At 64.9% G+C, this 26,296-nt stretch carries 18 protein-coding genes and 1 pseudogene; 13 read left to right on the forward strand and 6 right to left on the reverse strand.

Features of this window, described 5'->3' with window-relative positions; genetic code table 11:
• Positions 1–84 precede the first annotated feature (84 nt).
• From ACD584_RS01665 to ACD584_RS01675, 3 genes are read left to right on the forward strand one after another with little or no spacing between them, the layout of a single operon-like run.
• A complete protein-coding gene (locus ACD584_RS01665; RefSeq protein WP_076037466.1) occupies positions 85–729 on the forward strand; it encodes an SCP2 domain-containing protein in 645 nt (214 codons plus the stop codon).
• Positions 726–2,399: a ubiquinone biosynthesis regulatory protein kinase UbiB gene (gene ubiB, locus ACD584_RS01670; protein WP_076037465.1), complete on the forward strand. Its 1,674-nt coding sequence runs from the start codon at positions 726–728 to the stop codon at positions 2,397–2,399. Before ACD584_RS01665 ends, ubiB begins: the two co-directional genes overlap by 4 nt.
• Before the next feature lie 48 nt (positions 2,400–2,447).
• The gene (locus tag ACD584_RS01675; RefSeq protein WP_228438006.1) at positions 2,448–3,269 is read left to right on the forward strand and encodes a pseudouridine synthase; all 822 of its coding nucleotides are present in this window, start codon (positions 2,448–2,450) and stop codon (positions 3,267–3,269) included.
• Positions 3,270–4,292: 1,023 nt separating this feature from the next.
• Here the strand turns inward: ACD584_RS01675 and ACD584_RS01680 are convergent.
• Positions 4,293–4,868, reverse strand: a complete 576-nt coding sequence (locus ACD584_RS01680) for a DUF2059 domain-containing protein (RefSeq protein WP_172666286.1) — start codon at positions 4,866–4,868, stop codon at positions 4,293–4,295.
• A gap of 58 nt (positions 4,869–4,926) precedes the next feature.
• Here ACD584_RS01680 and arfB point away from each other — a divergent pair, with 58 nt between their 5' ends.
• The 4 genes from arfB to dcp all read left to right on the forward strand — a co-directional run bounded on the left by arfB (position 4,927) and on the right by dcp (position 9,452).
• Positions 4,927–5,358: an alternative ribosome rescue aminoacyl-tRNA hydrolase ArfB gene (gene arfB, locus ACD584_RS01685; protein ID WP_011035482.1), complete on the forward strand. Its 432-nt coding sequence runs from the start codon at positions 4,927–4,929 to the stop codon at positions 5,356–5,358.
• A gap of 2 nt (positions 5,359–5,360) precedes the next feature.
• Positions 5,361–5,990 carry a lysophosphatidylcholine acyltransferase gene (locus ACD584_RS01690; RefSeq protein WP_011035483.1) on the forward strand — a complete coding sequence of 210 codons (630 nt, stop codon included), beginning with the start codon at positions 5,361–5,363 and terminating at the stop codon, positions 5,988–5,990.
• A gap of 59 nt (positions 5,991–6,049) precedes the next feature.
• The gene (locus tag ACD584_RS01695) at positions 6,050–7,057 is read left to right on the forward strand and encodes an isoaspartyl peptidase/L-asparaginase family protein (RefSeq protein ID WP_175611734.1); all 1,008 of its coding nucleotides are present in this window, start codon (positions 6,050–6,052) and stop codon (positions 7,055–7,057) included.
• Positions 7,058–7,283: 226 nt separating this feature from the next.
• Positions 7,284–9,452 (forward strand): peptidyl-dipeptidase Dcp, encoded by a 2,169-nt coding sequence (dcp, locus tag ACD584_RS01700; protein ID WP_175611733.1) that lies wholly within the window; start codon positions 7,284–7,286, stop codon positions 9,450–9,452.
• A 111-nt stretch (positions 9,453–9,563) separates the two neighbouring features.
• Here dcp and xopN read toward each other — a convergent pair whose 3' ends face one another.
• A complete protein-coding gene (xopN, locus tag ACD584_RS01705) occupies positions 9,564–11,723 on the reverse strand; it encodes a type III secretion system effector XopN (RefSeq protein WP_076037464.1) in 2,160 nt (719 codons plus the stop codon).
• A gap of 411 nt (positions 11,724–12,134) precedes the next feature.
• Positions 12,135–13,190 (reverse strand): MBL fold metallo-hydrolase, encoded by a 1,056-nt coding sequence (locus ACD584_RS01710; RefSeq protein WP_076037463.1) that lies wholly within the window; start codon positions 13,188–13,190, stop codon positions 12,135–12,137.
• Between the two features lie 230 nt (positions 13,191–13,420).
• Between ACD584_RS01710 and ACD584_RS01715 the strand changes: the two genes are divergently transcribed.
• Complete coding sequence (locus tag ACD584_RS01715; RefSeq protein WP_054088354.1) at positions 13,421–14,053, forward strand: TetR/AcrR family transcriptional regulator; 633 nt, start codon at positions 13,421–13,423, stop codon at positions 14,051–14,053.
• A 255-nt stretch (positions 14,054–14,308) separates the two neighbouring features.
• On the opposite strand, the gene ACD584_RS01720 is transcribed toward ACD584_RS01715, so the two are convergent.
• Complete coding sequence (locus tag ACD584_RS01720) at positions 14,309–15,265, reverse strand: LysR family transcriptional regulator (RefSeq protein ID WP_076037462.1); 957 nt, start codon at positions 15,263–15,265, stop codon at positions 14,309–14,311.
• Positions 15,266–15,386: 121 nt separating this feature from the next.
• Between ACD584_RS01720 and aceB the strand changes: the two genes are divergently transcribed.
• From aceB to ACD584_RS01740, 4 genes are all read left to right on the forward strand, one after another.
• Positions 15,387–17,009, forward strand: a complete 1,623-nt coding sequence (aceB, locus tag ACD584_RS01725) for a malate synthase A (protein ID WP_076037461.1) — start codon at positions 15,387–15,389, stop codon at positions 17,007–17,009.
• 185 nt (positions 17,010–17,194) lie between these two features.
• On the forward strand, positions 17,195–18,490 hold the full coding sequence (aceA, locus tag ACD584_RS01730) for an isocitrate lyase (protein ID WP_012437043.1): 1,296 nt from the start codon (positions 17,195–17,197) through the stop codon (positions 18,488–18,490).
• A gap of 190 nt (positions 18,491–18,680) precedes the next feature.
• Positions 18,681–19,724, forward strand: coding sequence for a GGDEF domain-containing protein (locus ACD584_RS01735; protein ID WP_011035494.1), 1,044 nt, complete (start codon positions 18,681–18,683; stop codon positions 19,722–19,724).
• 3 nt (positions 19,725–19,727) lie between these two features.
• Complete coding sequence (locus ACD584_RS01740; protein ID WP_070689391.1) at positions 19,728–22,388, forward strand: putative peptide modification system cyclase; 2,661 nt, start codon at positions 19,728–19,730, stop codon at positions 22,386–22,388.
• Here the strand turns inward: ACD584_RS01740 and ACD584_RS01745 are convergent.
• Positions 22,328–22,666, reverse strand: coding sequence for an NHLP-related RiPP peptide (locus ACD584_RS01745; protein ID WP_016944685.1), 339 nt, complete (start codon positions 22,664–22,666; stop codon positions 22,328–22,330). The two genes, ACD584_RS01740 and ACD584_RS01745, sit on opposite strands and share 61 nt — an antisense overlap.
• Before the next feature lie 86 nt (positions 22,667–22,752).
• Here ACD584_RS01745 and ACD584_RS01750 point away from each other — a divergent pair, with 86 nt between their 5' ends.
• Positions 22,753–23,949: a putative peptide maturation dehydrogenase gene (locus ACD584_RS01750; protein ID WP_076037460.1), complete on the forward strand. Its 1,197-nt coding sequence runs from the start codon at positions 22,753–22,755 to the stop codon at positions 23,947–23,949.
• A 204-nt stretch (positions 23,950–24,153) separates the two neighbouring features.
• Here the strand turns inward: ACD584_RS01750 and ACD584_RS01755 are convergent.
• Positions 24,154–26,246 (reverse strand): annotated as a pseudogene (locus ACD584_RS01755) (alpha/beta fold hydrolase).
• Positions 26,247–26,296 lie beyond the last annotated feature (50 nt).

Here is a 26,296-nt window from a genome sequence, read left to right on the forward strand (position 1 = left end):
GCCACACGCGCCGGCCCGCCGACGCAATGGCCCGGCCCGCGCCCGTCAAGCGGTTGCGACATGCAGGGACGGTAGAATGCGCCCATGCCCGGATCACTCTTCAACTCACTCAAGCCGCTCGCCGGCCAGGCCCTGCAGGCCGCGCTCAACCGCGCGCTGGCGCTGGACCCGGATACCCGCGACGCCCTGCTGCCGCTGGAAGGCCAGCGCATCGCACTGACCCTGGAGGCGCCCGCGCTGGCGCTGCAGATCCGCGTGCACGAGCGGCGGCTGCTGGTGGGCCCGGTGGATGCCACCCAGGAGCCGGATCTGGCGGTGCGCAGCAGCCTGGCCGGCTTGCTCGGGCAGCTGCCGTTTCTGGCCAATGCCCGCCGCAGCGGGGCGCCGGCCGGCCGGCTCAAGGTCTCCGGCGATGCCGAGCTGGCGCGCCAGCTGCAACAACTGGCCGGGCGTTTCGATCCGGACTGGCAGCTGCCGTTCGTGGCGGTGTTCGGCGAGATCCTGGGCGTGCAGATCGCCAGCGCCGTGCGCAGCGCCTTGCAGCAGGCCCGCCGCAGCGCGACCGACCTGGCGCAGAGCGCAGCCGAATTCGTTACCGAGGAATCGCGCAACGTGGTGCCGCGCGCCGAACTTGAGGCCTTCCACGACGACGTGGATGAGCTGCGCGACGCTGTTGAACGCCTGGCTGCACGCATCAACCGCCTGTCTGCGGCTGGAGGCACGCCATGAAGGCGATCCTGCGGGCAAGCCGCATTGGCCGGGTGATCCTGCGCTATCGGCTGGACGCATTGCTGGAAGGCACCCCGGCCGAGCGCTGGTTGCGCCTGGCCAAGCCGTTCGTGCCGCGTGCCAGTGCCGAAATCGCTGCGCAATCGCGCGGTGCGCGGCTGCGGCTGGCGCTGCAGGAACTGGGCCCGATCTTCGTCAAGTTCGGGCAGATTTTGTCCACCCGCCGCGACCTGATTCCGCCGGACGTGGCCGAAGAACTCACCTTGCTGCAGGACCGGGTCAAGCCGTTCGACGGCGAGGCCGCGCGCCTGATCGTGGAGCGCGCGCTGGGCCTGCCGGTGAGCGTGGCGTTTGCCGCTTTCGACACCACGCCGCTGGCCTCGGCCTCGATCGCGCAGGTGCACGCGGCCACCTTGCCGCCCGATGCCAATGGCCTGCGCCGCGAAGTGGTGGTCAAGGTGCTGCGCCCGGACATCGAGCGCCAGATCGACGCCGACATCGCGCTGCTGCATTCGCTGGCCACGCTGGTCGAGCGCACCCATCCGCGCGCCGACAAGATCCGCCCGCGCGAAATGGTGGCCGAGATCGAAGGCACGTTGTCGGCCGAACTGGATCTGCAGCGCGAAGGCGCCAACGCCAGTGTATTGCGGCGGTTCTGGGAAGGCTCGGACGATCTGTACGTGCCGGAGGTGATCTGGTCGCACACCGCCGAGCGCGCGCTCACGCTGGAGCGCGTGTACGGCATCCCGTCCGATGACGTGGCCAAGCTCGACGCCGCCGGCATCGACCGCAAGGCGCTGGCCGCCAAGGGCGTGCGCGTGTTCTACACGCAGGTCTTCCGCGACAACTTCTTCCACGCCGATGCGCACGCCGGCAACATCTGGGTCGATTCGGACCCGGAGCGGCGCCTCAATCCGCGCTTCATTGCGCTGGATTTCGGCATCATGGGCCAGCTCTCGCAAGAAGATCAGTACTACCTGGCCGAGAACTTCATGGCGATCTTCCACAAGGATTACCGCCGCATGGCCGAGCTGCACGTGGAGGCGGGCTGGATGCCGTCCAACGTGCGTATCGACGAGCTGGAAGCGGCTGCGCGCTCGGTGTGCGAGCCGTACTTCACCCGGCCGTTGTCGGAGATCTCGCTGGCCGAGGTATTGATCAAGTTGTTCCGCGTGGCGCAGCGCTATGAATTGACGCTGCAACCGCAGCTGATCCTGCTGCAGAAGACGCTGCTCAACATCGAAGGCGTGGGACGCCAGCTCGATCCCAAACTCGACATCTGGGCCGTGGCGCGGCCGGTGCTCGAACGCATCCTGCGCGAGCGTTACAGCCCGCGCCGCGTGCTGGGCGAGCTGCGCAAGCGCCTGCCGGAGATCATGACCCACGCGCCGGACATGCCGCGCCTGGTGCATAGCTGGTTGAAGCAGCAGGTGGAAGGCCGGCACCAGCTGGACATCCGCTCGAGCGAATTGCGTGCGCTGGACCTGAGCCTACGCAAGCTGCAGACCCGCGTGGTCACCGCCATCACCGGCAGCGGGCTGCTGGTGGTCGCCGCCGTGTTGTATGGCCTGCATCCGAACGGCTGGTATCTGGGCACGGTGCCGGTGTGGAGCTGGATCAGCGGCGGCGCCGGCTCGGCAGCCTTGCTGATCGCCTGGCTGCGCCGCTGACACATTGCGATAGGTGGCCCGCTGCATTCGGCTGCATTTAGGCAGTGCCTGCAGCGGAGCCCCAGCGCGGCCCTCGATTCGTGGCGCGGCAACGCAGTGGCATGCGGGGTCGGCGATGCGGATAATCCGCCGGTGAGCACATCCCCTGATCCATTGCAGATTCTCTACCAGGACGCCGTCCTGGCCGTTGTCGACAAACCCGCCGGCCTGATGGTCCACGACAGCAAGCTGGCGCGCGGGGAGGACGATTTTCTTGCGGACCGCCTGCGCGTGCAGCTGGGCCGCCCGATCTTTCTGGTGCACCGGCTCGACCGCGCCACCAGCGGCTGCCTGTTGCTGGCCTTCGATCGCGACACCGCCAGCGCGCTAGGCAAGGCCTTGATGGCCGGCGAGGTAGAGAAGGATTATCTGGCCATCTGCCGCGGCTGGCCCGCCGAGGAGCAACTCATCGTCGATCACGACCTGGACGGCGGCCCGGGCAAACCGATCAAGAAGCCGGCGGTGACCCACTTCCAGCGCCTGGCCACCGGCGAGCTGGAGATCCCGTCCACCGGCTTTGCCACCTCGCGTTATGCCTTGCTGCGTTGCCAGCCGCAGACCGGGCGGTTTCGCCAGATCCGCCGGCATCTCAAGCACCTGTCGCATCACATGATCGGCGACACCAGCCATGGCGATGGCCGCCACAACCGCAGCTTCCGCATGCTCGGCATCCACCGCATGTTGTTGCACGCCGAACGCCTGGGCTTCCCGCATCCTGCCGATGGCAGTCGCATCAGCGTGGTGGCGCCGCTGGATGTGGAGTTTGCGAAAGCGTGTGCGTTGTTCGGGTGGGACGTGGCGGGGTTGCAAGGCACGACACACGTGCAGTGATGCGGCGTGGTCATTGATCTGTCCGTGCCTCAACGTCGAACGGCAACGTCTCTAGGCGGCCGTACCCTCACCCCAACCCCTCTCCCGACGGGAGAGGGGCTTGACTGTTGCTTCTCCCCCTCGGGAGAAGGTGCCCCGTAGGGGCGGATGAGGGTGCGAGCGAAGCCTGGTGGAGTTTGGATGCACGTGCTGCTTCGCCGCTTACCGCCTTCACCCCAACTCCCTCTCCCGGCGGAGAGGGGCTTGACTGTTCCTTTTCCCCTCGGGAGAAGGTGCCCCGGGGGCGGATGAGGGCGCGAGCCCGACGGGAGAGGGGCTTGACTGTTGCTTCTCCCCCTCGGGAGAAGGTGCCCCGTAGGGGCGGATGAGGGTGCGAGCGAAGCCTGGTGGAGTTTGGATGCACGTGCTGCTTCGCCGCTTACCGCCTTCACCCCAACTCCCTCTCCCGGCGGAGAGGGGCTTGACTGTTCCTTTTCCCCTCGGGAGAAGGTGCCCCGGGGGCGGATGAGGGCGCGAGCGAAGCCTGGCGGAGTTTGGATGCACGTGCTGCTTCGCCGCTTACCGCCTTCACCCCAACTCCCTCTCCCGGCGGAGAGGGGCTTGACTGTTCCTTCTGCCCTCGGGAGAAGGTGCCCCGTAGGGGCGGATGAGGGTGCGAGCGAAGCCTGGTGGAGCTTGGATGCACGTGCTGCTCGCCGCTTACCGCCTTCACCCCAACTCCCTCTCCCGGCGGAGAGAGGCTTGACTGTTCCTTCTCCCCTCGGGAGAAGGTGCCCCGTAGGGGCGGATGAGGGTGCGAGCAAAGCCTGGTGAAGTTTGGATACACGTGCTGCTTCGCCGCTTACCGCCTTCAACCCAACTCCCTCTCCCCGGTGGAGAGGAGATGGAGCAGACTTCTCCCACTAAAGGAAAGCTGGGGCACCGCGGAATCGTCAACACGATCGACCTGGCATCCGCATCCGCATTCGCCGCAGCGATCACGCTGTTACGAATCCCCAATCCCAATTCCCCAATCCCAGTTCTTCAGGGCTTCTGCGCCGCCGCCGGCTCATTGACGATCTTCTCCAGATCCTTCTGCAGATCCGTAAACAGCGGCAGCATCTTCTGCTGGATGGCGCCCATCAGGTTCTGGGTCAGTGCCGGGGTCTTGTCCAGCAGGCTCTGGCCGGCCGAGCTCTCGTAGAACTCGGCCATGGCAATCACGTCCTCGCGCGAGAACGAGCGCTTGTACAGGTCCACGTACATCGGGCGCAGCTCCGACCACGACAGCGCCTTGCGCACGGTCTGGCGGGTGCGGTCCTGGATGCGCTGCAGCTGCGCCTGCTGGTCGGCATCGAGCTGGCGCTGCGCGGTGAGCTGGGCGAACTGCTGCTGCTGCATCGCTTCGATCTGCGGCAGCATGGTGTCGAGCATGGTCTGTGCGCGCGAAGCGGCCAGCAGCCGGTTGACGTCGGCATCGCTGGGCGCCTGGGCCCAGGCCACCGGCGCGGCAAGTGCCAGCACCAGCAGCACCAACAGGCGACGGGCATGGCGGCGGGCCGAAATGAAAGCGGTGGGTGTCATCGGAGCATCCTGCAGTCGGGGGACCGGCCGCAGCATACGGGATGACGCCGGCGTTCGCGCGCGCGTCCACGCCCGTCCCGATACAATCCGGCGCATGGCCAGTGAACCCATCCAGATCACCCCCAACCTGGCGATCCCGCCCGGCGAGATCGTCGAGCGCTTCGTGCGCGCGAGCGGCGCCGGTGGGCAGAACGTCAACAAGGTGTCGACGGCGGTGGAACTGCGCTTCGATGTGGCCGGCTCGCCGTCGCTACCGGAACCGTTGCGTGCGCGTCTGCTGTCGCGGCGTGATCGCCGCATGACCGCCGACGGCGTGCTGGTGATCGATGCGCAGCGGTTCCGCACCCAGGACCGCAACCGCGAAGATGCGCGCGAGCGGCTGGCCGAGATCATCAATGCATGCCTGTCGGTGCCCAAGCGCCGCGTGGCCACCAAACCGAGCCATGGTGCCAAGCTACGGCGGCTGGATGCCAAGCGTGAGCGTAGCCAGATCAAACGTGGACGCTCTGCGTCCCACTGGGAGTAAGCGTGAGTGACACTGACCCGTCGTTGCCGCCGGTAACGCAGGCCAACATCCTGTTGCAACCCTCACCACCACGCATGCCGCGTGCACATGGCCGCTTCGGCCGTTGGCTCGGCCGCACCGCGCTGCGGTTGACCGGCTGGCGGCTGGTCGGCCGGCTGCCCGACGAGCCCAAGCTGGTGATGATCGTCGCCCCGCACTCCTCCAACTGGGACGGTTTTCTCGGCTTTGCGGCCAAGTTCGCGCTCGGCTTCGATGTGCGCGTGCTGGGCAAGGCGCAGCTGTTCTGGTGGCCGCTGGGGCCGCTGCTGCGCAAGCTCGGCGCCATCCCGCTGGACCGCAGCTCGCCGCAAGGCACCATTGGCCAGGCGGTGCGGTTGATCCGCAACTCCGAGCAGATGTGGTACGTGATCACCCCGGAAGGCACGCGCAAGCGCGTCGAAAACTGGAAGGCGGGGTTCTGGAAGATCGCCTCCGATGCCAAGGTGCCGATCCTGCCGGTGTATTTCGATTACCCCAGCAAGACCGTGGGCATCGGCGAGCCGTTCTGGACCGGCACCGACATGGCCGCCGATATCGCCGCCGTGCGCACCTGGTACCGCCCATGGCGCGGCAAGCATCGCGATACGCTCTGAGCCCACCATCCCCTGTTTGCGTGGTGGCGATCGCCGGACAGGCCTTGCGAGGAACGCCAATGTCATCTGCCCGCGTGTTGTGCCTGTCGTTGCTGCTGTGGGCCGCCGGACCGGTGTGGGCCGCCACGCCCATGCTGGTGATCCACGGCGGCGCCGGTGTGGAGAAATCCAGCCTGTCGCCGGAGGAACAAGCGCAGGCACGCGAGGCGATGCAGCGCGCGCTGCGTGCTGGCCATGCGGTGTTGACGCGCGGCGGTAGCGCGGTGGATGCGGTGGCCGCCACCATCACCGTGCTGGAGGATGCGCCGCAGTTCAACGCCGGGCGCGGTGCGGTGTTCACCCACGATGGCAAGAACGAACTCGATGCCGCGATCATGGATGGTGCCAGCGGCAAGGCCGGCGCGATTGCCGGCGTGCACACGGTCAAGAACCCGATCCTGTTGGCGCGCAGTGTCATGGACCGCTCCAAGCATGTGATGCTGGTCGGTGACGGCGCCGAGCAGTTCGCGCGCGAGCAGGGGATCGCGTTGGTCGATCCCAGCTATTTTCGTACCGAAAAACGCTGGCAACAGCTGCAAAAAGCGCGCAAGGCCGAAGCCGGCGACCGCCAGGCGCAGGCCGCACTCGACCTGGAAACCGCCAAGCACTTCGGCACCGTGGGCGCGTTGGCGCTGGACCGCGACGGTCATCTGGCCGCCGGCACCTCCACCGGCGGCATGACCAACAAGCGCTACGGCCGCGTGGGCGATGCGCCCATCATCGGCGCCGGTACCTATGCCAACACCCAGTGCGCGGTGTCCGGCACCGGCTGGGGCGAGTTCTATATACGTGCGGTGGCCGCCTACGACATCTGCGCGCGTATGAAATATGCCGGGCAATCGCTGCAACAGGCGGCCGAGGCAGTCATCGATCAGCAGATTCCCAAGGCCGGCGGCGACGGTGGCGCAATTGCGCTGGATGCGCAGGGCAATGCCGCATTTCCGTTCAATACCGAGGGCATGTACCGCGGCTGGATCGGTGCCGATGGCACTGCGCATGTGGCGATCTTCAAGGACGAGGCGCTGTAACGCTGCCGCGCTTGCCCAGTAGCACGTTGCGAAGGCTGGCGTATGCCAGCCCATCACCGCATCCGGCGCGCATGACGACGCAGCGGCGGCCCAGGCGATGGCGCCCGGACGGCACGCGATCTCGCAGCCCCACTGCGTTCATCCATCCAATCCAACGGCACATGCCACACGCGACGAAACCCGCTAGCGTGGCCGGCTGCTGTTACCCACTCAGGAATTACACGCCATGTCGCGTACCGTCGTTCTGGCCGCTGCCATCACCCTGGCACTGGCTGCTTGTTCTGGAAAAGATTCGTCCGGTAAGGAGTCCACCACCGTGCCCGAGAAGAGCGCCACCACCCAGACCCCGGATGCCGCGCCGAACCCGCTGCTGACCGCCAGCACGCTGCCGTTCCAGGCGCCGCCGTTCGACAAAATCCAGGACAGCGATTACCTGCCTGCGTTCGAGGAAGGCATGCGCCAGCATCTGGCGGACGTGCGCAAGATTGCCGACAACCCCGAGCCGGCCAACTTCGACAACACCATCGAGGCGATGGAGCGCAGCGGCGAAACGCTCACCCGCGTCTCGCGCATTTTCTTTGGCCTGGTGCAGGCCGATACCAGCGACGCCCGCCAGAAAATCCAGGAAGAGGTGGCGCCCAAGTTGGCCGCGCACCAGGACGAGATCAATCTGGATCCCAAGCTGTTCGCACGCGTCAAGGCGATCTACGACCAACGCGACACGCTCAGCCTGGAGCCGGAACAGAAGCGCCTGGTCGAACGCCATTACGAAGAGCTGGTGCGCGCCGGTGCGCAGCTGTCCGACGCCGACAAGACCACCTTGCGCAAGCTCAACGTGGAGGAGACCACGCTCTCCACGCAGTTCCATACCAAGCTGGTGGCTGCCTCGGCTGCTGCCGCCGTGGTGGTCGACGACAAGGCCAAGCTCGATGGCTTGAGCGAGGGCGACATCGCCGCCGCCGCCGATGCCGCCAAGGCGCGCAAGCTCGATGGCAAGTATCTGCTGACCCTGCAGAACACCACCCAGCAGCCGGTGCTGGCTTCGCTGAAGGACCATGACCTGCGCGCGCAGGTGATGAAAGCCTCGCAAACCCGTGCCGAACAGGGCGACGCCAACGACACCCGCCAGACCATCCAGCGGCTGGCGCAGCTGCGCGCGCAAAAAGCCAAGCTGCTCGGCTTCGACAGCTACGCCGCCTACAGCCTGGGCGACCAGATGGCCAAGACGCCGGAGGCCGCGCTCAAGCTGTTGACCGACACCGTGCCGGCGGCGACCGCCAAGGCGCGCCGCGAAGTGGGCGAGATGCAGAAGGTCATCGATGCACAACAGGGCGGTTTCAAGCTGGCTGCGGCGGATTGGGACTTCTACGCCGAGCAGGTGCGCAAGGCCAAGTACGACCTTGACGAGTCGCAGATCAAGCCGTATTTCGAGCTTGACAACGTGCTGCAGAACGGCGTTTTCTACGCAGCCACGCAGCTGTATGGCATCACCTTCAAGCAGCGCACCGACATCCCGACCTATCACGCGGACATGAAGGTGTACGAAGTGTTCGATGCGGACGGCACCTCGATGGCGCTGTTCTACACCGACTACTTCAAGCGCGACAGCAAGTCCGGCGGCGCCTGGATGGATGTGTTCGTGGAGCAGGACGGGCTGACCGGCACCAAGCCGGTGGTCTACAACGTGTGCAACTTCACCAAGCCCGCCGCGGGCCAGCCGGCGCTGCTGAGCTTTGATGACGTCACCACCTTGTTCCATGAGTTCGGTCACGCGCTGCATGGCATGTTCTCCAAGGTGAAGTACCCCTCGATCGCCGGCACCAGCACCTCGCGTGACTTTGTCGAGTTCCCCTCGCAGTTCAACGAGCACTGGGCGTCTGACCCGAAGGTCTTCGCCAACTACGCCAAGCACTACCAGACCGGCGCGGCGATGCCCGATGCCCTGGTGGAGAAGATCAAGAAGGCCAAGACCTTCAACAGCGGCTACGCCACCACCGAGTACCTGTCGGCGGCATTGCTCGACCTGGCCTGGCACACCCAGCCGGCCGATGCACCGCTGCAGGACGTGAGCAAGTTCGAGGCCGATGCCTTGAAGCGCTTCAAGGTCGATCTTGCCGAAGTCCCGCCGCGCTATCGCAGCACCTATTTCGACCACATCTGGGGCGGCGGTTATTCGGCCGGCTACTACGCCTATTTCTGGTCGGAAGTGCTCGATGACGACGCATTCGAGTGGTTCAAGGAAAACGGCGGCCTGACCCGCAAGAACGGCGACATCTTCCGCGCCAAGATCCTCTCACGCGGCAACACCGTGGACCTTGCCACGCTGTACCGCGACTTCCGCGGCAAGGATCCCAGCGTCAAGGCGCTGCTGGAGAATCGTGGTTTGACGGAGTGAGACACCCGCGTGCACGACGCACGCGGATGCAGGCGATGATCGAAACGGGATGGCCTTGCGGCCATCCCGTTTTTGTTGCGTCGCTTTTGATGCGCCGCGGTCGGTGCCGCATCATGCCGGTTGCGGCGCCTGATCGTCCCCGATCTGCACGATCACTTCGTGCGACTGCGATGTGGACGCTGCTCCCGGACGCAGCCGCTCCACCGCCTGCGGCAGGGTCAGCGACGGCGCGCCCTGCGCTGCGGAGGACGTGGCACCGGGCGGTTGGGTGAGCGCCTTGGCCTGACCCAACAGCTGTTCCACATCGTTGCCTTGCAGTAGCGCGTTGATCGCTCGGCTCGCCGTGGTCGCCCGACGCTGGGACAGCGCTTCAATGGCCCCCCCCATCACGCCACGTAAGACTTGCTGCTTCAATCCGATGTCGGTGTCGCCCTCGCGGCGATTGTTCTTGACGGTGATGGCGGTGTGCTGATTCAGCGCGCCGACCGTAGCCATGGTTCCGGACAGGGCAGAGATCGCCAGGGTCTGTGCGGTCGGCACGTTGCGCGTTCCACCCTGCGCCGCAGAGCTGGCCTTGCCGATCACCGAGGATGCCGCGCTGCCCAGCACGCCGAGATGGAACATCTGGCCAATGCGTTGGGCGGTCTGTGCGGAGAACTCGCGCGAGGTGTACTTCTTGGCGATATCGTTGATCAGTTGCTCCGACACCACCGACTTCTCGGCGCCGAGCAGCACCGCTGCAGCGACACCGTCTGGATGGAGTTCGTCCAACTTGCCTTCGCGCAAGGCTTTCAGATCCTGGCGCAGCAAATTCAGCGCCTTCGCCGGGCCGGTGCCGTGGCCCGATTCCAGATCCAGGTTGTCGGCGTCCGCCGTCCCCTGCGGCGAGGGCGACGTGGCTAGTTCCGTGTTGAGCGCTTTTTCCATCGACACCAGTCCGTTGATGACGCGTTTCACCAGAGCCTGCGTGGGCGACTGGATCAGTTTGCGCAGTTTGGTCTGATCGATCTCCTCTGCCGCAACCGGCTCGCCACGTGCAAGTTTCAATTTACCTGTCTCGGTCAATACATCGGCGTACAGCAGATTGAGCTTGTTGTTGTAGTCCTGTTTTGCCTGTTCGTCGAAGCCGGCGGCCACATGCTGCGCAGCTGTCATCAACAGGGCACCGACGGTCTGCGCGGTCGGCGACAGCGCCCGCATTGCGCCGGTTTTGCTGAGCAGGCCCAGCGTGCCCGCCAATGGCGAACGCAGGATGCGCGGGACGGCCTGCCAGCGATTGCCCATCCATTGCCGGTCGTGTGCGCCCTGGGTCATGACAAAGTCGTGCTGGGCCTGATGCAGGCGCGCTTCGGCTTGCAGCAAGTGGTCAGCGGCCTCGGTAAGCTGTTCAGCTGACGCCGCCGTTGGTCGCTGGTCTGCGGCGTGCTTGAGTTCTCGGAACCTGTCGCAGCACCCACTGAATTCTTCGATGTGGCGTTCCAGTGCCTTCGCGAGGTCCGGTAGCCAATGCTTATCGTTGATCTGATTCTTGTCCGGCACGATGACGTGACCGCCATGCTCGCGGATGGATTCGCATAGACTGACCACCGCCGACTGCTGGACCGCATTCATCGGTGCGGCGATGGCCGCTGTTGCAAAGCCGAACCCTGCGCCTGCCCATGGCTGACGGGTTGCGTAGTTGATCCACGGCGAAACGATGAACTGCATCGCATTGTTTAGAAAACTACCGGTGGGATTGGGCATGCCGGACAACAGCGCGGTGCGTCGCAAGTCGGAAACCTCGACTTCGCTCAATCCCTGCGCCTTGTACCAAGCCATCGCATCCGTTTCGTGGATGCGGCTCAACAAATCTGTGTGTGTCGCTGCGCGTTTCTGCACGCCGGTGGTGTCCGGCAGTTTCATCGGCCTGACCTTGTTGATCAATTCGGCGGCCAGTCGCGGCTCGACGGCACGGTGGTTGTCGGCAGCCAGTTTCTCTTTGAGTCGCACCAGCGACGCTTTGCCAGGATGCGACGGCATTACAGGCTGCGAAATCTGCAGACCAACCGTGTGCAGGTGGCTAGCCGTATGAGATGCGTGCGCAGTGGCGTCTGCGGTCTCCTTGCCGCGCTTGCTCGGGGCGCGGGATAGCATGGTCAATGCGCCATCGGGCTGGGCATCCGAGCGGCTGGGCGGGGTATCCGGGGACGTTTCTTTTTCGATCTCATGGATGTTCGCACTTGACGCTGACACAGTGCGACTGAGCGGATTGGCGGATGCAGCAGGTGTCATCAGATTTCTCCTGGCGCTTGATGCAGTGGCGGCATCGATCAATGGCCGGTGCCGAGGAATGCGATCGCCTCGCAGCCCTGAGCTGGGCGCATTGTCGAGGGGCGGCGTGGTCGCCATGGCTCGATAAAGAGCACAGAGTTCAAGCACGCGACGAAACCGTTGCCGATGAAAGATCAAACTGCGGATCGCATTGCTCAGGGATTGAACCACTCTACAGGGGACATCTTTGCCGGATAGCGGAACCGACGTCGCTGCACCCGAATCCCCCGGAGGTGTGGGCGCCAAGGTCGGGTGCGCTGCTTCCCATGGCAGGGTTGGTGAAGGCGTCACGCGGCGGCGGGTGACGCCCGCATCCGCGTGCGAGGTGCGCCATCAAAACGTGATGGCACGCATCGGCATGCCTCAGGCCAGTTACCGTGTCGCCACCAACCCATCCGACGCCTGTGATGCCGCATCCTGCCGCCACCAAAGCACGCGATTAGCCGGCGCCTGCAGATCCACCCGCTCGCCCATGCAGGGCGTGACCACCGCAACGCCAGCGCTGTCGGCCAGTGCCACGATGCGGTCCAGCGGCTCCTGCCACGCATGCATGGCCAGATCGAAGGTGCCGTTGTGGATCGGCAGCAGCGTCTGCCCGCCCACGTCCAGATACGCCTGCAGGCTCTGCTCCGGTTGCATGTGCACATGCGGCCACTGCTGGTCGTAGGCGCCGTTTTCGATCAGCGCAACATCGAACGGCCCGAGTTGTTCGCCGATGCTCTTGAAGTGCGGGCCATAGCCGCCGTCGCCGCTGAAGAACACGCGCAGGTCGCGGTCCTGGATCGCCCACGAGCACCACAACGCGCGTCCGCTATCGAACAACCCGCGTCCGGAAAAATGCTGCGACGGGGTGGCAGTGAGTTGCACGCCATCGACGCTGGTGGACTCCCACCAATCCAGCTGGCGCACCTTGGCCGGATCCACGCCCCAGCGCACCAGCAGATCGCCCACACCGAGCGGTGCGACAAACACGCCGACGCGGTCGGCCAGCGCGCGGATGGTGGCGCGGTCGAGATGGTCGTAATGGTTGTGCGACAGGATCACCCCGGCCAGCGGTGGCACCTCTTCCAGTGCAATCGGCGGCGCGTGGAAACGCTTTGGCCCGGCGAACGGCACCGGCGAGGCGCGCTTGGAGAACACCGGGTCGGTCAGCCACCACCCGCCGGCCAGCTTCATCAGCACGGTGGAATGGCCCAGGCGATACAAACTCCGATCGGGCGCGGCAAGCAACTGCGCGCGCGTCAACGGCTGCACCGGCAACGGTGCGGACGGCACCGTGGTGCTGGGTTTGGCGAACAAGACCGTCCACAGCAGGCCGATCTGCTCGCGCAGGCTCAGCGTGACAGTCGGCAACGGCAGCACATTGCGAAACCGGCCGCCGCGGAACTGCGGCGAGGCGGCATACGGGGAAGGGCGAGGGGGAGCCATAGGAAAGTCCGAGCGAGACGTGGGAGTAGCGATAAGGAATGCGAGCGGCCAACAGACGACTGGGCTGTGCTCGGTGCTCAGGATCTGCAGGTACCGTTCGTACGCTGAGGTTCCTATGCGCCGGCTGCGCCCGCGTGACAATCGCGCGTCACGTTGCCGACCATCGTCATTACACTACACAGTGTAGTTTTATTTGCGTAAAAGTAAACTGTCCGGTGTAAAATCGGCAGATGTCGACCGCATCTCCCCCTCCAGCCGCGCTGCAGCGGCTGACCGACCGCAAGCGCCACGCCATCGTGGAGGCGGCCATTGCCGAGTTCCGTCAGCACGGTTTCGAAGCCACCAGCATGGACCGCGTGGCGGCCACTGCCGGCGTTTCCAAACGCACCGTCTACAACCACTTCCCTAGCAAGGACGCGTTGTTTGGCGAAATCCTGCGCGGGCTGTGGCAGCGCAGCGCCGATGCGGTGAACCTGGCTTACCGGCCCGACCAGCCGTTGCGCGCGCAGTTGATAACGTTGCTGCAGCAGAAGCTGCGCCTGCTCGACGACCCGGCATTTATCGATCTGTCGCGAGTGGCCCTCGCCGAGGGCATCCACTCGCCGGCGCGTGCCCGCGAACTGATATCGCAGCTGGGCAGCAAGGAAGAAGGCACCACCACCTGGCTGCGCGCCGCACTGGCCGACGGCCGCCTGGCCGGCGTGGAGGCGGACTTCGCCTCGCAGCAGTTGCAGGCGCTGATCAAAGGCTTCGCGTTCTGGCCGCAGATCACCATGGGTCAGCCACCGCTGTCGCCGGAACAACAGACCCAGGTTGCCGAATCGGCAGTGGCGATGTTTTTGGGGCTGTACGGGCGCGAGTGAGTGCACGCATGCACGCTGCGGCATCTGCATGGGCCTGCCTGCCATCCGCCGTCTTTTCGCGTGGCATGTTCGTTGCAGGAATCAACGCAGTTATGCATTCCCGCGCCGTGCTAAGACGCGGCGATGTCGTGCGGTTACCGCAACATGCTGCAGGAACCGTTGTCGATACTGCATTTCGCTATCGCATGCACAGTGGTTGTCAGACCAGGCGTTGGTGCGATGCAAGCAGATCAGCACGCAGCAGGCCGCAGAAACTCACCGCTCCGAATCGCCACTTTCGTCATACCCGCGCGGCGTGAACAGATCCGGCTGGATCAACTCGATAAACGCACGCGCCTGCGGCGAGAGATATTTGCCCTTGCGCACCACCACGCCGTAGCTGCGGGTGGGGAAATAATCCTTGAGCGAGCGTGTGGCGAGTTTGTCGCGGTCGGCGTCGGTGACGCAGATCGCGGTGACGATGGAAATGCCCATGCCCATCGCCACGTATTGCTTGATCACCTCCCAACCGCCCACTTCCAAGGCCACGGTGTAGGGCACGCGTGCCTGTTGGAAGATCAGATCGACCAGCCGATAGGTCACTTGCCTACGCGGCGGCAGGATCAGCGGATACGGCGACAGATCCTGCAGCGTAACTATCGGCTTGCTTGCCAGCGGGTGATCGGGCGGGGTGATCAATAACTGTTCGAAGCGATATACCGGCGCGTAGTTGAGGTCGGCCGGCACGTCCAGCATCGAGCCGACTGCCAGGTCCACCGCATCCTCGCGCAGCAGATCGGTGCCATCGGCGCTGATGGCGTTGTGCAGTGTCAGGCGCACGTCCGGATGGCGCGCGCGGAAGTTGGCCACGATGCGCGGCAGCAGGTACAGGATGGTGGAGCTGTTGGCGGCGATATTGAGCTCGCCCGCATCCAGCCCGCGCACCTTCTCGCGAAAGCTCGCTTCCAGCCCGTCCAGGCTTTCCACCAGCGGCAGCGCCATGTCGTAGAGCAGCTGGCCCTCGCGGCTTGGTGCCATCCGGCGCCCGGAGCGCTCGAACAAGGCCACGCCCAGGTCGCGCTCCAGCGCCTGCAATTGCAGCGTCACTGCCGGCTGGCTGACATAAAGCGCCTCAGCCGCCCGTGAGACCGAGCCTAATCTAACCGTCTGGCAGAACGCACGCAGCGGCTTGAGGCGGTCGGATTTGTAGGAAAACCGCGGGGTTGGCGCCATGGCTTTAGGGGGTTTGCGCCTAACTATAAGTCAGGCTTATTTACAGCATTGATAAAACTGCTTTGTCAAATAGGTTGCCGAGGCGCAGGTTGGAGCTCCGGATCACACCAGGATTCCCCCGATGTCTGCCACCGCCGCTTCCGCCCGTCCCGCTGCCGCTGACCGTGCCACCCCCGGCGTGTCGCTGACCACCCAGCTGGCGGGCCAGGCCGAGCTGCTCCCCGCGGCCGCGCTGGCTTTGCTGGTGTCGCTGCACCGGGCGATCGAGCCCGGCCGCCAGCAGCGGCTGGCCCAGCGTCGCAGCCGCCAGGCCGCGTTCGACGCCGGCCAGTTGCCCGACTTTCGCACCGACACCCGCGCCATCCGCGCCGGCGACTGGCGCGTGGCCGAACTGCCGGCCGCCCTGCAGGACCGCCGGGTCGAGATCACCGGCCCTACCGATCCGAAGATGGTCATCAACGCGCTGAACTCCGGCGCCAAGGTGTTCATGGCCGACTTCGAAGATTCCACCGCGCCCACCTGGCGCAACCTGCTGACCGGGCAGCGCACGTTGGCGGCGGCGGTGCGCGGCGAGCTCACATTCGATGCGCCCAACGGCAAGCACTACGCGCTGCGTCCGGAACACGAACGTGCGGTGCTGATCGTGCGCCCGCGTGGCTGGCACCTGGACGAAAAGCACGTGTTGATCGATGGCCAGCCGATGGCCGGCGGCTTGTTCGATGCGGCGCTGTTCGCCTTCCACAACGCACGTACGCTGATGGCCAAGGACCGCGGCCCGTACCTGTATCTGCCCAAGTTGCAGAGCATGGAAGAAGCCGCGCTGTGGGAGACCGCGCTGGCGCATATCGAAGCGATGCTCGGCCTGCCGCACGGGCAGATCAAGGTCACCGTGCTGATCGAAACGCTGCCGGCGGTGTTCGAGATGGTCGAGATCCTGCACGCCTTGCGCGCACGCATCGTCGGGCTCAATTGCGGCCGTTGGGATTACATCTTTTCGTACCTGAAAACCTTTCGCGCACATCCGGACCGCGTGTTGCCCGAGCGTGGCCAGGTCACCATGACCCAGCCGTTTCTCAAGGCGTATTCGGAACTGCTGATCAAGACCTGCCATCGTCGCGGCGCGCATGCGATGGGCGGCATGGCCGCGCAGATTCCAATCAACCACGACGAGGCCGCCAACGAACAGGCCATGGCGCGTGTGCGTGCCGACAAGCTGCGCGAGGTCAGCGCCGGCCATGACGGCACCTGGGTGGCGCACCCGGCACTGATTCCGGTGGCGATGGCGGTGTTCGACGAGCACATGCCCACCGCGCATCAACACCATGTGCTGCGTAACGATGTGCAGATCACCTCCGACATGTTGGTTGCCACACCGCCCGGCGGCATCACCCGCGCCGGTTTCGAGGGCAATGTCGAGGTCTGCGTGCGTTACCTGGCCGCGTGGCTGGACGGCAATGGCTGCGTGCCCATCCATAACCTGATGGAAGATGCGGCCACTGCGGAAATCAGCCGCGCGCAGCTGTGGCAATGGCTGCATCACGGCCGCCATCTCGATGATGGCACCGCCATCGACCAGCACCTGCTCGACACCACTCTGCGGCAGTTGCCAGCGCGCCTGGGCACCACTGCTGGCATGCCGGGCGGCGCACGTATCGCCGAGGCCATCGGCTTGCTCGACCAACTGAGCCGTGCCGAGGAATTGGCCGACTTTCTCACGGTGCCAGCGTATCGCCTGATCGACTGACCGCCGCGCGCATGCGCCGGCTGCGGCAGGCGCGTGCACATACACCGATGCACCCCAGAACACCCGCGCTGCAGCTGCGTGCTGCGCGCAATGGCAACGCCTTGCCTGCAATCACGCAGCACCGCACCACATCACACCGCCCAACACCGTTGCATTTGCCCCATCACTGCCCGAGGAGACGCACGATGAGCACACCGCTGCAGACCGCCGAACAGATTCAGCATGACTGGGCCACCCACCCGCGCTGGGCCGGCATCACCCGCAATTACAGCGCCGCCGATGTGGTGCGCCTGCGCGGCACCGTGCACGTCGAGCATTCGCTGGCACGGCTGGGCGCGGACAAACTCTGGACATCGCTGCATGCCACGCCCTTCGTCAACGCCTTGGGCGCGCTCACCGGCAACCAGGCGATGCAGCAGGTCAAGGCCGGCTTGAAGGCGATCTATCTCTCCGGTTGGCAGGTGGCGGCCGACGCCAATCTGGCCGGGCAGATGTATCCGGACCAATCGCTGTACCCGGCCGATTCGGTGCCGGCGGTGGTCAAGCGCATCAACAACACCTTGCTGCGCGCCGATCAGTTGCACCATGCCGAAGGCGATGATGCGATCGACTTCCTGCAGCCGATCGTGGCCGATGCCGAAGCCGGTTTCGGTGGCGTGCTCAATGCCTTCGAACTGATGAAGGCGATGATCGAAGCTGGCGCGGCCGGCGTGCATTTCGAGGACCAGCTGGCCTCGGTGAAAAAATGCGGACACATGGGCGGCAAGGTGTTGGTGCCCACCCGCGAGGCGATCGAGAAATTGAATGCCGCGCGGCTGGCCGCCGATGTGCTGGGCGTGCCCACCGTCTTGATCGCACGCACCGACGCCGAAGCCGCCGACCTGATCACCAGCGACGTGGACGACAACGACCGCGGTTTCACCACCGGCGAGCGCACTGTGGAAGGCTTCTTCAAGACCCGCAACGGCCTGGACCAGGCCATCAGCCGCGGCCTGGCCTATGCGCCATACGCGGATGTGATCTGGTGCGAAACCGGCAAGCCGGACCTGGAATTTGCCCGCGCCTTTGCGCAAGCCATCCATGCCAAGTTCCCCGGCAAGCTGCTGGCCTACAACTGCTCGCCCAGCTTCAACTGGAAGAAGAACCTGGACGACGCCACCATCGCCAGGTTCCAGACCGAACTGGCCAGCTATGGCTACAAGTTCCAGTTCATCACCCTGGCCGGCTTCCACGCGCTGAATTACGGTATGTTCCACCTCGCCCATGGCTATGCGCGCAGCCAGATGAGTGCCTTTGTCGAGCTGCAGCAAGCCGAGTTCGCGGCCGCAGAGCGTGGCTTCACTGCGGTCAAGCACCAGCGCGAAGTGGGCACCGGCTACTTCGATGCAGTGACGCAGGCGATCCAGCAGGGACAGTCCTCGACCACCGCGTTGCGTGGCTCCACCGAAGAAGCACAGTTTCACGGCGAGAAGGCGGCTTAGCCTGCAGCGGGCCGCCAGCGTGCCGACCCCGGGAGGGGGAAGGGTCCGGGAAACCGGACCCTTTTTTTGCGCTGAAAACCCGTCATTTCGTCTCTTTTCCTGTGAGAACAAGTGTGATCTGGTGCTGAACAAAACCCTCATGTACGATTCGACGACGGGCCGGCGCTGCAGGTCGGCCTAAGGGATCTGGATGACCTGCCATACCTCCAACGGCGCCGTCGAACCGACTGGAAGCGTTGCCAAAACACTCTCCGATGGGCTGCATGCCTTGATGACCGCCGAAGAACTCGCGTTTTTCGCGCGTTTCGGCCGTATGCGCGAGATCGCCGCAGGCCAGGCCTTGTTCGAACGCGGCGCGGTGGGCACGCAGATGTTCATCGTGGTCACCGGCCAGATCGACCTGGATTTCGGCGAAGACCTGATGCTCAAGCATCTGGGCCCGGGCGAGTTCTTTGGCGAGCTCGGCCTGCTGATCGGCGACCACGCCCGCAGTGCCGGCGCCAGCGCTTCGGTCGACAGCCGCCTGATCGAACTGGCACATGACGATTTCCAGCGCCTGGTCGATCACGACCCGTCGATGGTGGCGCATTTCCTGCGCCGCTCCATCGTGCGCGTGGTCAATAACGAACAATTGCTGATCCGCCAGCTGCGCCGCCGCAACCATGACCTGGAAGCGGCGCTGGACAATCTCTACGTCACCTCGCATCAGCTCAACCACACCGAAGAACTCAGCCGCACCGACGAGCTCACCGGCCTGCACAACCGCCGCGGCCTTGCGCTGCATCTGCAGGAATGTCGCCGCGGTGGCGGCGCGCCGGGCGTGGGCCTGATCCTGATCGACTGCGACCGCTTCAAGCACATCAACGACGAGTACGGCCACCTGGCCGGCGACCGCGTGCTGCAGAACGTTGCCCACGCGCTGCGCTCGGTGATCGCCGAAGGCGACCTGGTCTGCCGCCTGGGCGGCGACGAATTCTGCGTGCTGGTGGCGCAAGGCTCGATCGAGCTGGTGCAGCACATGGGCGAATGCATCGTCAACGCAGTGCAGGCGCGCCAGGCCAGCAGCCCGGATGGCTGCCACAGTTGCTCGGTGAGCGTGGGCGTCTGCAGCATCGACGCCAGCACCTCCTACAACGACTGGTATACGCGCGCAGACACTGCGCTGTACCAGGCCAAGCGCCAGGGCGGCAACAGCCTGTGCGTCTATGAAGCCTTGCCGTTGGACAACAGCTAAGCGATGACCACCCGCAGCCACGCACGCAAGGAGGCGTCGTCGGAAGCGATCCAGGCACCGCGTCTACGCACCCTGTTGTTGACCGACCTGTGCGATTCCACCGCGCTGGTCGAACGCATCGGCGACAACGCCGCCGCCGCACTGTTCCGCGAGCACGACCATCTGGTGGTCAAGCTGCAGCAGCACTGGCGCGGACGCTTGATCGACCGCTCCGATGGCCTGCTGCTGTTGTTCGATCGCCCGATCGACGGCCTGGGCTTTGCACTGGATTACGCGCGCGGCCTCAAGCTACTGGGCGAGACGCGCGACCTGGTCGTGCGTGCGCGCCAAGGCCTGCATGTGGGCGAAGTGCTCACCTGGCGCAATAGCGATGAAGCGGTGAGCATTGGCGCCAAACCGCTCGAAGTAGAAGGCCTGGCCAAGCCCACCGCAGCCCGCCTGATGTCGATGGCCCGGCCCGGGCAGATCCTGCTCTCGGCGGTGGCCGAATCACTCACCCACCGCGCCGCCCGCGAACTCGGCACGCCCAGCGAGCGCCTGCTGTGGAAATCCCACGGCCGCTGGCGCCTCAAAGGCATGCCCACGCCGATGGAGATCTACGAAGTCGGCGAAGTCGGCCTCACGCCGCTGCGCGCGCCGAAAAGCTCTGCCAAGGCGTGGCGGGATATTCCGTTGTGGCGGCGGCCGGCGGCGTTGCTTGCCGAGGCGCTATTGGTGACCACGGTGTGTGCTGCGATCTGGTTCTTCACCCGCGCCGAGCCCGCAATTGCGTTCGCCGAACGTGACTGGGTGGTGGTGGGGGATCTGCGCAACCTGACTGGCAACACGGTGCTCGACAACTCGTTGGAGCAGGCACTGCGGATCAGTCTGGAGCAGTCGCGCTACGTCAATGTGCTGAGCGACATGAAAATGCGTGACACGGTGACGCGCATGAAGCGCGACCCGGACCGTGTGGTTGTCGATCGCGCCATTGCCTCGGAGATTGCGATACGTGATGGCGCCAGCGCCGTTATCCTGCCCACCGTTGCCGAGATCGGCGGCAAGCTGCGCCTGAGCGTGGAGCTGGTGGACCCGCGCACGCAGACCACGGTGTACTCGGAATTCGTGCAGGGAAATGGGCTGCCGTCTGCGCTCTCTTCGGTTGATCAGCTCACGCGAAAATTGCGTCAGGGCCTGGGCGAAGTAGTAGCCTCGATCGACAAGACCTCCGTCCCGCTACCGGCGGTTACCACGGCAAGTCTTGATGCGCTGCGCGCCTATGCACTGGGTGTGGATGCCACGGTCAAAGGTCAATGGCGCGAAGGTCTGGAGCTGTTCAATCGCGCCGTCGCCATCGATCCGGAATTTGCATTGGCATATCTCGGCGCCGCCCGGATCAAGGTGGCGGTATCAGACCGCACGGGAGCGCTTCCCTACCTCGACAAGGCCATTCGCTTTCGACAGCGCCTGCCGCAACGTGATCAGCTGTATCTGGACGCCTGGGCGGCAGAGTTACGTGCGCCGGACAAGGCGCTGTCGTTGTGGAGAACCCTGGCGTCACTGTATCCGGACAACTTCGCCGGGACTGCAAATGCATCGTGGCATCTCTTCGAGGCCAACCGTTTTGCCGACGCGCTGCCGTACGCGCAGGCTGCCGATGTACCGCAGGATCCGTTGCGTTCGATTGCCGCCGACCGCGTAGGCCGAATTTTGCTGGCCCAGGGAAAGCCGGAGGCGGCGCTGCAACGTTTTGCCACCTCCGGTGACGCCGATCGCGCTGGTCCGCTGCGGCGGCAAGCCAACGCGTTGGCTGTGCTGGAGCGTTACTCAGATGCACAGCGCGTGCTCGACCAGATCGTGGGCAATGGCTACAGCAATGATGATGTGGTCCCGTTGATCGACCGCACCAGCGTGGCGATCGATCAGGCGGATTGGGACGCGGCACGCAAGGCGATCGCGCGCGGCTTGCAGCACAGTCAACAACACGATGACTTCAACCATCGCCAGTTCTCGGTCATCGCAGCGACCACCGAGGCGTTGACCACGCCTTCCAGCGCAACAGCGACGCTGTTGAGGCCAACACTCGATCGCCTGGCCACTGCGGTCGTCAACGAGGATTGGGCAGCGGCCAACCTGCAGGACAGTGCAGCCATGGTGCTGATCGTTGCCAGTCAGGCGCAGCGCCATGGCGACGATGGCCTGACCGCGCGTGCGCTTGCAACGATCGAACCGGCACTCGCACACGAGACACCGATGCTTGCCGAGCTGCGCACCATCGTCGAAGCGCAGCACCTCGCGCTTGCCGGCGACACCAACGGGGCAATCGCACAGTTGCGGCCGCGCGAGGACGATCTGTTTCAGTCCCGTGTTGCGCTCTACAAGCTTTTGAGCGATGCGGGGCGGCATGCCGAAGCGTTGGCTCAGGCGCGTTGGCTCACGCAACATCGCGGGCGCGCTTACATCGAAGCCAACGCATCGCAGACATTGCAGCCGCTCAACGTTGCGGATGCGCGTCTTGCCCAGTTGTGGGTTGCCGAGTCGTTGTACGCGCTTGGCCGCAACCAGGCCGCGCGCGAGCAGGCGCTGGCGTTTGTTCGCGCCTGGCCCGTCACGCGTCTGCCTGCTTACCTGCGCAGCAGGGTGGAGCGGATACTTTCCGATTCGAAGGCAAAGATGACCGTGTGATTGGTCTTTTCGGTCAGGTAGCTTTGCAGTTCCGCACGCGCCTGGGCGATGTCTTCCTTCGATGCAAGCTGTTGAGTGGTCATGCAGAAATAGGGCTCGCCTGCGACCGGTGCGCTGTCGTTCGCGCTCGCGCCACACGCGCCGATCTTGGCCAGTGCTTGTGCCGGATTGCAGCGAAAGCAGTCACGGAAGGTGTCGTCACTGGAAAGCAGTTCAAGCAGCTTGTCAGCGGTGGTTGCGTCTAACGGGGCATGGACGTTGTTGGCTGGGTCGGTCATCGGTCTGTTCTGAAGGGTGAGGGTGGGTGCAACGCCAGTGAGCTGACACAATATCGACCGTGCTCATGCGTCCTTGAGAGATCCCCATGCAACTACGTCGCTGTGCCACGCTATTTTTTGAACTTCGCGACGCTGCGGTGTTTGATCTCTCGCAGCTGCTCGCAGGAGGCGATGGTCTGCGTCGGCGCATCCGTTGCTTTGCGTTGGCGCCGCATCTGGATGCAGAGGTCGAAATCGCCGCAGCCGATCGCGAGTGGCTGAGTACATTGAGCAGCGTGCGCTGGTGCGCTGTGGATCAGCTGCCATCCTTGCCCGAGTCGCTTGATCAGTTGATCAAGCAAGGCCTGGTGATCAGTGATCAGCCAGAGCACGCACAGCACCGCAGCAACGACGAACAGGTCCAGCAGCAGCGCTGGTGGCCTCTGGCCGCGCTGTGGCATCGCTTTGCACGCTGGCGAGGCGAAGACAGCGTGGCAACGATGGAAGCACAGGGCATGACAACGGCCGAAGGCATGGTGGAGCGTCTCGGCGCACCTCCGCCAGAGGTGGTGGACCGTGGCGACGCTGGCCAGCGAATCCCGTTGCCGCGTGCCACGCCAGGGCCTTTTGATGCGCTGTTGGCCCGCCGCGTGACCTGCCGCAATTTCGACCCGCAACGTTTGCTCTCTGCCAAATTGTTGGGGCAGATGTTGGAGCGCAGCGTCATGGCGCGTGCGCGCGTGGAGGTGGGGCATGACACGGCGTTTCTAAAGAAGCCGGTTCCCTCCGGGGGGAGTCTGCATCCCACGGAAACCTATCTGCTGGTGCAGCGTGTGCAGGGAGTGGACAGTGGGCTGTACCACTATCGCCCGCTGGAGCACGCGCTTCAACGGTTGCCATCGCCTGCGCAGCCGCTTGCTGCTGTTGCGCGCAATGCCCTGTCCGGGCAGCACTGGTTTGCCGATGCACCGGTGCTGATGATCCTGGTGCCACGCTTCTTGCGTAGCTTCTGGAAGTATCGCAATCACGCCAAGGCCTATCGCGCGATGATCCTGGACGTGGGGCATATCGCACAGACCGTCTATCTCAGTGCGACCGATCTGGGTTTGGGCGCGTTTGTCACCTCTGCCATCAATGAGGTCGACATCGAACAAGTGCTCGGGCTCGACGGGCTGCAGGACGGGCCATTGGCCATCTGCGGATTTGGCTGGCGTGCCGAGCAGATGCGCAACACGGAACTGGACCCTGGCGGTGCGATCTGGTCGCAAGCAGGTAATCCAGCGCAGGCTGGTAACCACGTGTAAGGCCAAGGTCAAGCTGTTTGCGCCAACGATCCGAGAGGCGAGAGCGAGGCGCGCCACACGCAGCGCGTGCGCCAGACATCGGTTCCAGAATAGATAAAACACTGGCTGGCCCCAACGATACGGCCTGAATTTTCGCGCTGCAGAAATAACCACGTAGAGCGGTTCGTCGCCAGCGTCCGCTGGCGACGAACCGCAGCGGCAGGCCTACTTCCGAATCGCCTGCGTATGCGTCTTCAATGCATCGGCCAGGCCAGTGATGCGGTCTGCGCCCTCGGGCACGGTGATGCTGGAGCCTTCGAAGTCCGCACCGATGGGTTGTGCGCGGCCGCCCAGGCATTGGCTCAGGAACCCTTCGGTCACTGCGTTGAACGCCTTGCTGTTTTCCGGGCGCTGGAAGCCGTGGCCTTCATCGGGGAACAGCACGTAGGTCACCGGGATGTTCTTGGCCTTCATCGCGTTGACGATCTGGTCGCTTTCGGCCTGTTTGACGCGCGGGTCGTTGGCGCCCTGGCCAATCAGCAGCGGTTTGCTGATCTTGTCGACGTGGCTGAGCGGCGAACGTTCGGTGAGCCAATGCTTGCCGGCGGCGGTGGCCGGGTCGCCCATGCGTTTGGTCAGTTGCTTGTAAAAGCTGGCCCAATAGGGCGGCACGGTGCCGAGCAAGGTGTTGAGGTTGGCCGGGCCGACGATGTCCACGCCGCACTTGAACGCGTCCGGGGTGAAGGTCATGCCCACCAGCGTTGCGTACCCGCCGTAGCTACCGCCCATGATGGCGACGTCCTGCGGCGTGGTGACGCCCTGCTTGACCGCCCACTGCACCGCGTCGAGCAGGTCGTCGTGCATCTTGCCGGCCCATTCGCCGTTGCCGGCATTGGTGAACGCCTTGCCGAAGCCGGTGGAGCCGCGGAATTCACCGACAGCACTGCGTAGCCGCGGTTGGCCAGCCATTGCTCGTACGCGCCATAGCCATAACTGTCGCGCGCCCACGGGCCGCCGTGCACGAACAACACCAACGGCACTGCTTTATCGGCCTTGCCGTCATGGTTGCTGTCGGCCTCGGCCGGTAGCGACAGGTAGCTGACCAGTTTCAGGCCGTCGCGTGCGGCAATCTCCTGCGGCCACATCGGCACCAGCGGTTTGCCCTCCAGCGCCGGGCGCGCGGAGAACAGCTTGGTGAGCTTGCCGCCATCGGCACGGTCGTAGCGGTAGTAGGTCAGCGGGGTTTCGGCGGCCGAATAGGCGACGATCCAGGTGCGGTCATCGAGCGTGCGTGCGGCAATGCCGGCATCGCCTGGGCCGAGGGATTTGAGCTTCTGCAGGTCGGCGGCGATGCTGGTGTCCAGCGTGTTCCACTCTTCGCGCAGATAGTCGGTGGACACGGCTTGCACCACGCCGGTCTTGGGGTCGCTCAAGGTGCTGCCGGCATCGGCGCGCGGGTCTTCGAACAGCAGCGTGCGTGCATTGCTGGCGGTATCGATCGCGTACAGCGCGGCGGTATCGCGGTTACGCGAGTCCAGCATGTAAAGCGTCTTGCCGTCATCGGTGAGGCCGGCCGGCGCGGTGTTGGTGACATCCTCGAACGGGATGCGGTCCACGCTCTTCCAACCCTTGCCCTCGGGCACCAGTAACTCGCGGCCGGCGTCATCGGTGGCGCGGGTGGCGTAGCGCAGCTGGTAATTGCCATCGAGCAGGTAGCTGTCCAGGCTGTCGGTGTTCTTCTGCACCAGGGTGCGTGTGCCCGAGGCCAGGTCGACCTTGTACAGGTCGTGCCATTTGGCATCACGATCGTTCATGCCGACCATGATCGCGTCCGGATGCTGGTCGCTGATGCCGTACACCTCGGCATTGGTCTTCTTGAACGGGGTGAGGTCCTTGCTGCTGCCATCGCTGAGGTTGACCGCATAGAGGTGGAAGTCCTCATCGCCGCCGGTGTCGCGCAGATAGAGCAAGGTGTCGCTGTGATAGGTCCAGTAATAACTGCGGATGCCGCGTGCGGTGTCCTTGGTGATGGCGCGCGCCTTGTCCGGCGCGTCGACCGGCGCCACCCACACGTTGAGCACGCCATCCAGTGGCGCGACCCAGCTGAGATATTTGCCATCGGGGCTGATGCGCACGCTGGCGCGCTCGGGATTGCCGAACAGGGCGTCGCGCGGGATCAATTCGGGCGCTGTGGCCGGCGCAGTCGCTGCCGGTGCCGCAGCGGGGGCGGCGGCGTCAGCGGTGTTGGCGGGCGCGGATTTGTCGCTGCAGGCGCTGAGCGCCAGGAGCAGGCTGGATGCGAGAAGCAGGCGTTGCATGAAAGCCTCCGGAGGGAACCTCGGCCAATCCAGCCGAAGCAGCCACGCTA

It is taken from the genome of Xanthomonas sp. NCPPB 2922, assembly GCF_041520885.1.
Lineage (GTDB): Bacteria > Pseudomonadota > Gammaproteobacteria > Xanthomonadales > Xanthomonadaceae > Xanthomonas > Xanthomonas campestris.